Here is an 11,883-nt window from a genome sequence, read left to right on the forward strand (position 1 = left end):
CACGGATGAAGGCGATCCTGACCGACATCCAGACCGGCAAATTCGTGCGTGACTTCATGCAGGAAAACGCGGTTGGTCAGCCCTTCTTCAAAGGCACGCGTCGCATCAACGACGAGCATCAGATCGAAGAAACGGGCGAAAAGCTGCGCGGCATGATGCCGTGGATCTCGGCTGGCAAGATGGTCGACAAGTCCAAGAACTAAGGGCTATGACGTGCGCCCCTAGGGTGCATCGTCACGCGACATCCAGAAAGGCCGCTGCAAAGGCGGCCTTTCCTTTTTGGGTCACATGGATGGCACGACTGTTCGCGTCGCGCCGCATCCAACCCTGATCCTCCATGCGTGTCAGCATGGCTCGACCAAGCGAACCCGCCAGATGGTTGCGCCGCTCTGACCAATCAAGGCAGGTCCGGCACAACAAGGTCCGCCCCTTCTCCAACGCTGCCAGATCAATGCCAAATCCGGACGCAAAGTGGCGCCCGGCCCGTGTCAGCTCGACATCCTCGCCGTCCTCAACCAGCAAATCACGCGCAATCAGGCTGCGATACATCTGCACCCCCATGCGACCGGCCAAATGGTTGTAGCACACCCGCGCCACCTGCATCTGCGCATCGCGCGGCCCGGTTCGGACACGGGTCGCGCCACGCCGTGCTGCCAGTCCCATCAGCGCTTCCAGCACGCCTGCCACCTCGGCATCGGCCAGATTAAAATACTTGTGCCGCCCGGATTTGCGGGGCGCGATCAGGTCGGCCTCGGCCAGTTTTGACAAATGCCCGCTGGCCGTGGACAGACCTACGCCCGCTTCTTCGGCAAGTTCGGACGCCGTAAGCGCCCGCCCATCCATCAGCGCCGTCAGGATATTCGCCCGCGCCGGATCTCCGATCAGCGCGGCGATGTGAGAGATATCTGGACCTTCTTTCATAGTTTGATCGTAACCGAAGCGTTCCCGCACGTCAAAGTGCTAACCAAAGCTCGGACAAGAAAGGACACCACATGCTGACCTGCATCATCCAGTACCAGATCGACCCAACCAAACGCGCCGCCTTTGTCGAGTACGGCCAAAGGTGGGGCGAAGCCATCCCGCGCTGTGGCGCAGACCTTGTGGGATATTTTGCGCCACATGAAGGATCAGCCACGCTCGCCTACGGCATCTATCACATTGAAAACCTTGCCGCCTATGAACAATACCGCGCACGACTCGCGGCGGATCCACTGGGACGCGAAAATTACCTGTTTGCACAATCCGAGAAATTCATTCTCAAAGAAGATCGGACATGGCTCACCAACGTTTCAATGTCGCAGGGAGGTTCAACATGATCGCTGTCATCTTCGAGGTTTGGCCCAAGGACGGGCATCGCACCCCCTATCTGAACCGGGCCGCCGCGCTCAAAGAACACCTTGGCGACATCCCGGGCTTCATCTCGGTCGAACGGTTCGAGAGCTTGATGGAACCGGGCAAGCTGCTGTCGCTGTCCTTTTGGGAAGACGAAGCCGCCCTGGAACATTGGCGCAAGCTGCCGGAACACCGCGACGCGCAATCCGCAGGACGGGATGTCCATTTCGACAACTATCGACTGCGCGTCGCGGGCGTCATCCGGGACTATGGCATGATGGAACGAGACGAGGCGCCCGCCGACAGCAAAGCGCAGCATGACCGATAGCCCGCGCATCACGGCCGCCAGTTGGGCCATGGTGGCCATTCTCGGGTTCACCTGGGGCGGCACCTTTCTGGTCACTGAAATTGCCCTGACCGGGATCACCCCGTTCTGGCTGGCTGCCGGTCGCATCTGCTTTGCCGCCATCTTGATGGTCGCCATTTGGACTGCACTTGGTGCCGCCTTGTTCAAGGACCCCGTGCGACCGGACACATGGTTGTCATTGGGTGCAATTGGCGGGTTCAGTTCCGCGATCCCTTTCATGCTGCTGGCATGGGGACAGCAATACGTCACGTCGGGCTTTGCAGGTGTCTCGATGGCGTCGGTCGCATTGATCGTGTTGCCATTGGCACATCTGCTGGTTCCGGGCGAACGCATGACCATGCGACGGAGCCTTGGCTTTGTCATCGGCTTTGTTGGCGTCTGTATCCTGATCGGCGGCCAAGCCTTCGAAGCCAGCGGCGCGCATTTGGAAACCGCCGGACGGATCGCCTGCATTGGGGCTGCCAGTTGCTACGGCATCTCGTCGATCCTGATGCGGCGCTTGCCGCCGGTGGATCCGATCGGGCTGTCGACCGTGTTGCTGTTGATCGCCGCTCTGATCGTGCTGCCTGCAGCGTGGATTGTTGAGGGGCCGCCACCGCTACCGGACACACAAACCCTTGCGGTCATAGCCTTTCTTGGACTGATCCCGACGGCGGCAGCCAACATGCTCCGCGTTCTGGTGATCCGCAGCGCCGGGCCCGTCTTCATGTCCATCACGAACTACCAGGTGCCCGTCTGGTCAGTTGTCATGGGCGCTGTAATCCTCGGCGAACCACTGCCGCCAAGCCTGCTTTGGGCGATGTTGCTGATCCTGGCGGGCGTCGGCCTCAGCCAATACGGCGCATTGCGCAGACTGTTCGCACGCTGACATCCAGCTTCATTTCGCCGAATAAACCGCCCCCGGAGGGCCCATTTGGGTCAATGCGAAACGGCGGCCTCCACCGCCTTGACGACATGCTCAACACTCGCGTTCAGCACAGCTTCGTCTTCGCTTTCCGCCATGACCCGGATCAGCGGTTCAGTCCCGGATTTGCGGATCAGCAACCGACCGTTGCCATTCAACTGACCCTCGGCTTCGGTGATGGCCGTCTTGACGCTGTCCATATCAAGCGGCGCCTGCCCCGCAGCGAAGCGCACATTCTTTAGGAGTTGTGGCACTGGATCAAAGACATGCAGCACCTCACTCGCTTGTTTACCGGATTGCACCAGTTCCGCCAGGAATTGCAGGCCAGCCATCAGCCCATCACCGGTCGTGGCATAATCCGTCATCACGATATGACCGGACTGTTCACCGCCAAGATTAAACCCGCCCGCGCGCATGCGTTCAACCACGTAGCGGTCGCCGACACCTGTACGCTCCAGACCAACACCGCGCCCCTGAAGGAAGCGCTCAAGACCCAGATTGGACATGACCGTGGCGACAAGCGCATTGCCCTTGAGCCGCCCTTCGGCCGCCCAGCGTGCTGCCATCAGGCCCATGAACTGATCGCCATTGCCCACACGGCCCTTTTCGTCCAGCAGAATGACCCGATCTGCATCCCCATCAAGGCAAATGCCGACATCGGCGCCATGAGCTACAACCGCTTCTGCCGCTGTCTGGGGCTGGGTGGAGCCACATCCTTCGTTGATATTGTGCCCGTTTGGCGCCACCCCGACCGGGATGACCGTGGCCCCGAGTTCCCATAGTGCTTCAGGCGCCACGCGGTAGGCAGCGCCATTCGCGCAATCCACAACGACCTTCAGCCCGTCCAATCGCATCTGGCGCGGGAACGAGGATTTCACCCGCTCGACATAGCGGAACCGACCATCATCGATCCGCTTGGCGCGCCCGATTGTCCCCGCGGGGACAGGGTCAACCCCTTGGGACACAAGGTTTTCTATTTCGGCTTCCGCCGCATCGCTCAGCTTGTAGCCATCAGGGCCAAAGAACTTGATGCCGTTGTCATGGGCGGGGTTATGACTGGCTGAAATCATCACCCCCAGATCGGCCCGCATGGACCGCGTCAGCAACCCGACGGCGGGCGTCGGCACCGGCCCCAACAGCAAGACATTCATGCCGGTACTTGTCAGACCTGCCGTCAGCGCGTTTTCAAACATGTAACCCGAAAGGCGCGTATCCTTGCCGATCACCACGCGGTGCACGCTGTCGCCGTCCCTGCGAAAGTACCGCCCCACTGCCGCGCCGATGCGCAGCGCCATCTCGGCCGTCATAGGGGCGGTATTGGCTGTGCCCCGGACGCCGTCCGTCCCGAAAAGCTTTGTCATATTAGCGATGTGCCACGGAAGCGCGCCACAGCGCAATGGCCTGCGCGTGTTCGGCAACGTCATGCGCGCGAATGATCTGCACGCCTTGAGCAATGGCAGCAAGGGCGACAGCGATTGAACCGGGCGCACGAGCGGACGCTTCCGGCGCATTGCCAATGGTGCCAATGAACCGCTTGCGTGACGCGCCCAACAAGATCGGCACACCAAGGCTGTGAAACAGGCTAATCCGGTTCAGCAGCGTAAGGTTGTGATCCAGTGTCTTCCCAAATCCGATGCCCGGATCAGCGATGATCTTGTCCTTGGCAATACCTGCCGCCTGCAAACTTTCGATCCGTGCGGCCAGAAAGTCATAAACGTCCAGCAGAACATCGTCGTAGGCTGGATTGTCCTGCATGGTCTGAGGATCGCCCTGCGCATGCATCACACAGACAGGCACGCCACGCTCAGCACAAAGCGTTGCAAGATCAGGATCGTAGGTGCAGCCCGACACGTCATTGACAATGGATGCACCAGCATCCAACGTCGCCTCCGCGACAGCAGCCTTGCGCGTATCGATTGAGATCGGCGTGGTCACGCCCTTGGCGCGCAAGTCGCTGATCACTGGTGCGGTGCGCGCGATCTCTTCGTCTATGTCCACGGCTGCCGCACCCGGTCGCGTGCTTTCACCCCCAATATCAATGATGCCTGCACCCTGATCGATTAGCACCTGCCCGTGCGCGACTGCATCTGTACGCCTATTGTGCTTTCCGCCGTCCGAGAAACTGTCAGGCGTGGTGTTCAGGATGCCCATAATCTGCGTCGCTGACCCCGAGTGCCGAAACCGAGCGCGTTCCCCATCTGTCAGGTCAGATACCGGAAAGATGCGTGCCTTATCGCTTCGCGAGAGGGTTTCAACATGTGTGAACCAGCATTCGCCAAAGACAATCGCCTCATCCGGACGGGCCGGCCCCACCTGCATCAACGGGCGGACATAGCGCATTACAGCTTGGCCTGATCCACGGGAACTGCGCGCAGAGTAACCGGCGCATCCTTGGGGCCATCATCGCCAATCACCAGCATTTCCAGAACCTCGAACGTGGCTGCAAACCAAGATGCCAGTGCAACAGCATCCGCTCCTTTTGCCGAGGGACCGTCGACGGCATCCAAAACGATCTTGGAGGGCGCCCAGACACAGGCCTGACCGTTGCGCATCGCCCAATCCAACTCAGTCCTGGTGTCTACGACCTTGCACCGTGCGTCGCGGGCCGCGAGCACCCACGCGTTCTGTTCAATGGCGAGCAAGTCAATGCGCCGTTGCGCCAGCGGATGGCTGGCCAGAGGCGCATCAATATCCGCAGGTCCGACACAGAAGATCAGAGGGCGACCCATCACCTCGAGCTGGTCAATCCATCCGCTCAGGTTGTCCGAGGCGATGGCGTCATTGGACAGATACACCAGCTCCGGATGCATCACGTCCTCTTCCAGATCCTCTGCCGCAACGGGGCGGCTGGTGCCGCGGCTGCGCACAATCTCGACCCCAAGGGCACCGGGACCCCGATCCAGCTTTTCGATACGGACAAAAACGCGCATCGCCTGCGGTTCCATCAGGATGCGGTCGGCCACACGTTCCGCCAACGTTTCCAGCAGATTCAAACGTTCGGCGGCCAGTTCATAAGCAATCGCCTCTGTCACCTTGTCGTAAGACAAGATCCGGTCAACGTCGTCGTCGATCGGCCCAGTGAGTGGGCGCACTTCGACCACGATGTTGAAACAGATGCGCTGGGTGACCCCGCGTTCGGCCTGAAATGCGCCTATTTCGACCTCGACCGTGTGATCACGGACCGAGATGCGATCTAGTGGCGCCGATGTGGCAGTTGCTTCCGACCGTTCAGACGGATGGGAAAAGGCAAGACGGATTTCGGACGCCATGATGCGGACCTATGCAGTCAAAGTTGCGCCCTTCTACCCAAGCTGTCCCCGCGGGGACAGGGGCAAAGACGCCGCCCTTCGGCCCGAAAACGTCAGTTTGAGGCTGTACGGAAGGTGTGCCGGTAAAAGACATGCACGCCAATGGCTGCTGTCTTGGTGTATACGCGGCTCCAGCGTGGGCGGACAGCGGTCGTGTGATAGTGCGTGGCACCTTCTGTCAATGCCGGTGCGCGGCCATCCAGAACGGTACGGGCTACTTTGGATACACGCTCAAACGCGCGCTGCTCCCGGATGGTTTCCGGTGCGCCATCGCAGGTATAGGTGAACTGGCATTGGTACTTGCGACCGGTGCCCTGGTTGATCACACCGCAGACATTGTCGGGAAAACGCGCGCTGCGCACGCGATTCATGATGACTTCAGCCACCGCGAACTGCCCTTTGACGGTTTCGCCACGGGCTTCGAAATAAAGCGCCTCACTCAGGCACCGCCAATGTGCGTCACCCACTGCTTTGGGCTGTGAATCAACCCAGCTTCGCGAAAGCGATATATCCGTCTTCGTGTCCGGTTCCGTCAGCAATGCCGCAAGCCGCGTTGACGGCACGCCCCGCAATCCACGATTTTCCGCGCTTCTCAACGCCTCACCAGCTGCACTCGTATTCTCGGCATCTGCCGCAGCAAGCTGCGTCCCTGCCAGCATGGACCATGCCAGCAGCGCCTTTACCAAACGTCGCATTGATCACCCCAGGATCGTTTCCGATCCGCGGCATTTAGGGAAAATTGACCAGTTCGTCCAGTTTTTGAGCGATTTCGTCGCACATGGCCGCTATGCGTGGGCACGATATCGCCTGTGAAGCACCGCAGGATACTGTGGCGAATGGACAGGAAACCTACCCTATTTTGTGGGAAATCGCCAATTGAGCGGAAGCCAGCCGAGCCACCGGAACCCTAAACGGAGAGCACGAAACATAGTCGAATCCGGCCTTCCGACAAAAGGCGATTGATTCGGGGTTGCCGCCATGTTCGCCGCAGATGGACAGCGTCACATCCGGTCTGGCCGCCCGCCCACGTTCTGAGCCAAGCTTGAGCAACTCACCGACACCATCGATATCCAGAGAATGGAACGGGTCTTCGACAAAGACCTCTTGCCGGACATAGTCGGACATGAACCGCCCGGCATCGTCCCGTGAAAGCCCATAAGTCATTTGTGTCAGATCGTTCGTCCCAAAGGACAGGAAACTACAGTGCTGCGCAATGTCGCCCGCCCGCAATGCCGCGCGCGGCGTTTCGACCATGACGCCAAGACGATAGTTAAAGTCCGCTCCCCTTTCGGCAGCAACAGCAGCCGCAATTGCGTCGACGCGTGTGCGCACCAACTCGACCTCCCGCTTAGCGCTGACCAGAGGGATCATGATCTCCGGTTCGACCTGCGCACCGTCGCGACTTGCATCCAGGGCAGCTTCGAAGATCGCCCGGGCCTGCATGTCATAGATTTCCGGCACGGTCACACCAAGGCGTACACCGCGCAGACCCAGCATCGGGTTGTATTCGGTCATCGCCTCGATCCGACGGGTCACATCGGACAAAGCCAAGTTCAGCGCATCGGCAAGCTCGCGTTGGCCGTTGCGATCGGTGGGTAGAAATTCGTGTAGCGGGGGGTCAAACAGACGGATACAAACCGGTTTGCCCTGCATGATGTTGAAAAGCTGACTGAAGTCAGCCCGCTGCATGGGCAAAAGCCGTTCCAGCACCGCCCGCCTGTCATCGCTGGTCGCGGCAAAGATCATCTCGCGCATGACCCTGAGCCTGCCCGGCTCAAAAAACATGTGTTCGGTCCGGCAGAGGCCGATGCCTTGTGCATTGAAGTTACTGGCAGTTTTCGCGTCCGCGGGCGTGTCAGCGTTGGCGCGGATATCGATATCCCGCTCGGCATCTGCCCAGTCCATCAGGTCGGTGAAGGCATCATCAAGGGCCGCTTCCTGCATCTCGGGCGCGCCCAGAAGGATCGTTCCGTTTGTGCCATCCACCGTCACGATGTCACCCGCCGCCACTGTGCGGCCATCTTTCGTCGTCAACAGTCCCTTGCGTGTCTGGAACCGGATATCTCCCACGCCGACGACACAAGGCAGGCCGATACCGCGTCCGATCACGGCGGCATGGCTGGTGATCCCGCCACGTTCGGTCATCACCGCCTTGGCGGCATGCATCCCTCGAATGTCTTCGGGAGAGGTCTCCCGGCGGACAAGGATACAATCCTCGTTTCGCGCAGCACTTGCTTGCGCCTCATTGGAGGAAAACACCAGTTTGCCCGTGGCCGCACCGGGGCTGGCTGCAATGCCGGTGCCGAGGATGTCACGCTTGGCATGGCGGTCCACTTGCCGGTGCAGCAACTCATTCAAAGTGCGCGGTTCGATCCGCATCAGGGCTTCTTGCCGCGGAATGATTCCGTCGCGCGCAAGCTGCACGGCAATCCGGACAGCTGCGCGGGATGAGCGCGCCACGCGCACACCGTCAAGGATATGCAAGTGTCCGTTTTCAATGGTGAATTCGACCTGCATCTCTTCGCGCAGCTTGGTGCGCATCAGGCGGGCGTGCTCAACCAGTTGGGCGAATCCATCGGGCACCAATTCCTCGAGCGAGGGGCCGCGGGGGTCTCGGGTGATGAAAAGCGACTTTGCATCGCTTCGCAAGGCGTCGCGGCCCTGGCTTTGGCGCAAATATCGTCCGGTGATCTGCGGCATGCCGGTTTTTGACGACACCAGTTGCAGAACGCCGGAGCCGCTTTCACCCTGCCCGACACCGAAGGCCATTTGCTGTACGATCAGGCCCAGACCGGCATCGGCCGGGGCGCCCTTGGCCTGCCGCAGCAGGCGGGCTGACGTGCCCTCCCACGCGCGGGCCATGGACTTTAGCACCCCTGCCAATTGTTCGGCACGGGTTGCAGGAAACGCAAATTCCGTTTCGATTTCATAGGCTTCCAAGGTCTGATGTAGCGCATCAGGGCCTTCACCCGTGACATCGTCGAACATGTCAGGATCCAGACGGTCGACATGGATGGCATAACTTTGCACGAAACGCGTGAACAGCGCGGCACCCGCGTCATCTCCGAGCGTGTCGCAGAGCGCCGCGTACCGCGTTTTGTTCATGCCGACATTGAGAATGGCGGACGGGCCGCCCCAATCCGGGTCCTCGGAGGACGGGCGGACACAAAGCAGAGCCTCGTCCGGGAATTGGTCGAGAATCGCTGGAATATCAGGGAGATGACCACTGGCAATGTCGTGCACGGCATCGAAGGACAACGCCACTGTCGGGGGCACCGGCAGGTCAAGCCGGGTCAGCCGTTGCAGACATTTCGCCCGTCCGCCATGCGTTTCTGTCGCGATGGGGGCAGTTGGGGTGACCAGGGTGGTGTTCGGGTTATTCTGCACTGCGGCATCGCTCCTTTGCGAGGCGCAGCATAGCCGTAAACCTTGACCGCACAAGGGTTTAGGATGTGCGACTTTCGGCCTGTGACAGGGTGGCACCCCCCGTGCAGCATCCGTACACCCCCTGTACACCGGGCGCGCACGCAGAAAGTGCGGTTCGCGCAACGGTTTTTGACGTCGGAAGGGGGCCAGCCCCCTGACCCCCGAAGTTTATTTGGCAAGATGAAGGAGGATCAGCCTTCGATCTTGGTGAGGTCGGCGACGCTCAGGCAAAGCGTGCGGATGCGGCTGAGCAGGTTGAGGCGGTTGCGGCGGACGGTTTGGTTGTCCGCGTTGATCTGGACCGCTTCGAAGAATGCATCGATAGGTCCGCGCAGGGATGCCATGGCGGACATGGCGGTTGTGAAGTCCTGAGCCTCCATCGCCGGGGCGATCCTGGCCTCTGCGGTGTCGAGCGCTTCGAACAGGGCGGTTTCCTGCGGTTCCTCGGCGAATTTGATGTCGGCGCCATAGGAGTATTCAACGCCATCCGCTTCCTCGGCCTGGGTCAGGATGTTGTTGGCGCGTTTGAAACCCTGGATCAGGTTTTCCCCGTCGTCGGTGGCGAGGGTTTTGGACAGGGCACGGGCTCGTTTGACCAGCAAAGTGAGGTCATCGTTGTTTGGCATCGCGATGCAAGCGTCGATGATGTCGTGGCGGATGCCCTGATCGCGGAGGTAGACCTTTAGGCGGTCGTGGAAGAAGGCGAGGAGGTTTTCGGACCTGACCCGCCAAGCAGTCGCCATTTGGATGCCTATTTCACCGAGTTCGACAAGTCGCTTTCTCAGCACGCCAGACAAGCCCTTTTGAACGTCCTCGGTTAGAGGAACCTTCATTCCACTTGAAGTGGTGACCTCCATTTCTCCAACTTCCATTGCTTCATCCTTCAAAAGCATGAGCTTGTCTTCGACGTTGCTGGGTATGAGATCTAGTCTTTCCAGACCATGCCGATACATTTGTTCGGTCAAACTGACAGAAAGCCGGTTATCCAAAACCAATCGAATGACACCCAATGCAGCCCTGCGCAGAGCATAGGGGTCTTTCGACCCGGTGGGCTTCTCATCAATTGCCCAGAAACCAGTCAGGGTATCCATCTTGTCCGCCATCGCGACAGCAACCGACACCGGCGAAGTTGGCACATCATCCGACGGACCCAACGGCGAATAGTGTTCTTCACACGCCTCGGGCACGCCATCGTCATGTCCTGCGGCTTCGGCGTAGTACTTGCCCATGGTCCCCTGCAATTCGGGGAATTCATAAACCATTTCGGACGCGAGGTCGGCTTTGGCGATACGGGCAGCCTCGGCAGCGAGGTCAGGTTTGGCACCGACCACTGGTGCAAGTTCGCGGGCCAGTGCCTCGATCCGGGCGACACGCTCGGCTTGAGACCCGAGTTTGTTGTGGAAGGTGACGTCGGCCAATGGCTTTGCCATGCCTTCAAGTCCTACTTCACGAACGGTGCGCAAGTCATTCTCCCAGAAGAACTTTGCGTCCGCGAGCCTTGCGCTCAGAACCTTTTCGTTGCCCGCCAAAATCGTGGACCCACTGTCGGCCGTTTCGCGGTTGGCAACGGTGATGAACCGTTCGATCCGGCCCGTTTTGGGGTTCCGCACCGAGAAGAACTTTTGGTGCTCTTTCATCGAGGTTTGCAGCACCTCGGGCGGCAGGTCCAAGAAGTCGTCGCCGATCTTGCCCATCAGGACCACGGGCCATTCGACCAGACCTGCGACCTCGGCCAGCAGGCCGTTGTCCTCGACCACCTCAAGCCCGTTGGCGAAGGCGGCGTTTGTTGCGTCGTTCCAGATGGTGTCTGCACGCTCGGACGCGTCCAGCACCACGTGGGCGCGGGCCAGCTTGGCGCTGTAATCGTCAAAGGACGTGACGGGGAAGCGGCCCGGGGCCATGAAGCGGTGCCCTTCGGTGGTGTCGCCGAAGGTGATGCCATCGACGTCGCCCGGCACAACGCTGTGCCCTGCCTCATCCGTCAGGATGCAGAGGATCGAGTGCAGCGGGCGCACCCATTTCAGCGGGCCGCTGCCCCAGCGCATGGATTTGGGCCATGGGAAGTTGCGGATCGTCGCCTCAAGCACTTCAGCAATGATCTCGGCCGCGGGACGGCCCGGTTTTTCGATCACGGCAAAGAGTACGTTGCCCTTGGGCGTCTCGCGCTCCTCGACCTGATCGCGGGTCAGGCCCGCGCCCCGCAGGAACCCTTCAATCGCTTTTTCAGGTGCGTCGGCCTTGGGGCCTTTGCGCTCTTCCCGCGTTGTGGGGCTTTGATCCAGCAGACCTTCGACCGTCAGCGTCAGGCGGCGCGGCGTGGTAAAGGCGGCGGCTGAGGCGTAGGTCAGCCCAGCCTCGACCAGACCGTTTGTGACCAGCTTTTGCAGGTCCTCGCCCGCGCGCTTTTGCATGCGTGCAGGGATTTCTTCGGAGAAGAGTTCGATCAGAAGGTCAGGCATTGGGACGCTCTAGAGATTGACGAAGAATTGGATAGCGATGGCGTTGGCAATATCGACAAAGAAGGCCGAGACCAAGGGCAGGATGAC

Annotated in this window: 10 protein-coding genes and 1 pseudogene; 4 read left to right on the top strand and 7 right to left on the bottom strand. The window is 60.2% G+C overall.

Going from position 1 to position 11,883, the window contains the following annotated elements:
- Window positions 1-203 (top strand): annotated as a pseudogene (locus AC6RA8_RS16300) (ketol-acid reductoisomerase); the annotation flags it as partial.
- Between the two features lie 31 nt (window positions 204-234).
- Here the strand turns inward: AC6RA8_RS16300 and AC6RA8_RS16305 are convergent.
- Entirely contained in the window at window positions 235-921 is a 687-nt protein-coding gene (locus AC6RA8_RS16305; RefSeq protein WP_500353985.1) for an ArsR/SmtB family transcription factor, read from the bottom strand.
- A gap of 71 nt (window positions 922-992) precedes the next feature.
- On the opposite strand from AC6RA8_RS16305, the gene AC6RA8_RS16310 reads away from it, so the two are divergent.
- The 3 genes from AC6RA8_RS16310 to AC6RA8_RS16320 are packed head-to-tail and all read left to right on the top strand — an operon-like array spanning window position 993 to window position 2,567.
- Window positions 993-1,316, top strand: coding sequence for an NIPSNAP family protein (locus tag AC6RA8_RS16310; RefSeq protein WP_500353986.1), 324 nt, complete (start codon window positions 993-995; stop codon window positions 1,314-1,316).
- Window positions 1,313-1,660, top strand: a complete 348-nt coding sequence (locus AC6RA8_RS16315) for an antibiotic biosynthesis monooxygenase family protein (protein ID WP_500353987.1) — start codon at window positions 1,313-1,315, stop codon at window positions 1,658-1,660. Before AC6RA8_RS16310 ends, AC6RA8_RS16315 begins: the two co-directional genes overlap by 4 nt.
- Entirely contained in the window at window positions 1,650-2,567 is a 918-nt protein-coding gene (locus AC6RA8_RS16320; protein ID WP_500353988.1) for a DMT family transporter, read from the top strand. The genes AC6RA8_RS16315 and AC6RA8_RS16320 overlap by 11 nt, the downstream gene beginning before the upstream one ends.
- A gap of 50 nt (window positions 2,568-2,617) precedes the next feature.
- Here the strand turns inward: AC6RA8_RS16320 and glmM are convergent, their stop codons facing one another.
- The 6 genes from glmM to glyS form a co-directional block, all read right to left on the bottom strand.
- A complete protein-coding gene (gene glmM / locus AC6RA8_RS16325) occupies window positions 2,618-3,964 on the bottom strand; it encodes a phosphoglucosamine mutase (RefSeq protein ID WP_500353989.1) in 1,347 nt (448 codons plus the stop codon).
- Between the two features lies 1 nt (window position 3,965).
- Window positions 3,966-4,943 carry a dihydropteroate synthase gene (gene folP / locus AC6RA8_RS16330; protein WP_500353990.1) on the bottom strand — a complete coding sequence of 326 codons (978 nt, stop codon included), beginning with the start codon at window positions 4,941-4,943 and terminating at the stop codon, window positions 3,966-3,968.
- Window positions 4,943-5,872, bottom strand: a complete 930-nt coding sequence (locus AC6RA8_RS16335; RefSeq protein WP_500353992.1) for a dihydroneopterin aldolase — start codon at window positions 5,870-5,872, stop codon at window positions 4,943-4,945. The genes folP and AC6RA8_RS16335 overlap by 1 nt, the downstream gene beginning before the upstream one ends.
- A gap of 92 nt (window positions 5,873-5,964) precedes the next feature.
- Window positions 5,965-6,606 (bottom strand): cell wall hydrolase, encoded by a 642-nt coding sequence (locus AC6RA8_RS16340; RefSeq protein ID WP_500353994.1) that lies wholly within the window; start codon window positions 6,604-6,606, stop codon window positions 5,965-5,967.
- 154 nt (window positions 6,607-6,760) lie between these two features.
- Window positions 6,761-9,298 (bottom strand): putative PEP-binding protein, encoded by a 2,538-nt coding sequence (locus AC6RA8_RS16345; RefSeq protein ID WP_500353996.1) that lies wholly within the window; start codon window positions 9,296-9,298, stop codon window positions 6,761-6,763.
- Between the two features lie 230 nt (window positions 9,299-9,528).
- Window positions 9,529-11,796: a glycine--tRNA ligase subunit beta gene (gene glyS, locus AC6RA8_RS16350; RefSeq protein WP_500353998.1), complete on the bottom strand. Its 2,268-nt coding sequence runs from the start codon at window positions 11,794-11,796 to the stop codon at window positions 9,529-9,531.
- Window positions 11,797-11,883: the final 87 nt, after the last annotated feature.

This window comes from Tateyamaria sp., assembly GCF_059783535.1.

Excerpts from the sequence above, each read along its gene's own strand:
- glyS (WP_500353998.1), bottom strand. The coding sequence starts at position 11,796 with ATGCCTGACCTTCTGATCGAACTCTTCTCCGAAGAAATCCCTGCACGC.
- glmM (WP_500353989.1), bottom strand. The coding sequence starts at position 3,964 with ATGACAAAGCTTTTCGGGACGGACGGCGTCCGGGGCACAGCCAATACC.
- AC6RA8_RS16340 (WP_500353994.1), bottom strand. The coding sequence starts at position 6,606 with ATGCGACGTTTGGTAAAGGCGCTGCTGGCATGGTCCATGCTGGCAGGG.
- AC6RA8_RS16305 (WP_500353985.1), bottom strand. The coding sequence starts at position 921 with ATGAAAGAAGGTCCAGATATCTCTCACATCGCCGCGCTGATCGGAGAT.
- AC6RA8_RS16335 (WP_500353992.1), bottom strand. The coding sequence starts at position 5,872 with ATGGCGTCCGAAATCCGTCTTGCCTTTTCCCATCCGTCTGAACGGTCG.
- folP (WP_500353990.1), bottom strand. The coding sequence starts at position 4,943 with ATGCGCTATGTCCGCCCGTTGATGCAGGTGGGGCCGGCCCGTCCGGAT.
- AC6RA8_RS16315 (WP_500353987.1), top strand. The coding sequence starts at position 1,313 with ATGATCGCTGTCATCTTCGAGGTTTGGCCCAAGGACGGGCATCGCACC.
- AC6RA8_RS16320 (WP_500353988.1), top strand. The coding sequence starts at position 1,650 with ATGACCGATAGCCCGCGCATCACGGCCGCCAGTTGGGCCATGGTGGCC.
- AC6RA8_RS16310 (WP_500353986.1), top strand. The coding sequence starts at position 993 with ATGCTGACCTGCATCATCCAGTACCAGATCGACCCAACCAAACGCGCC.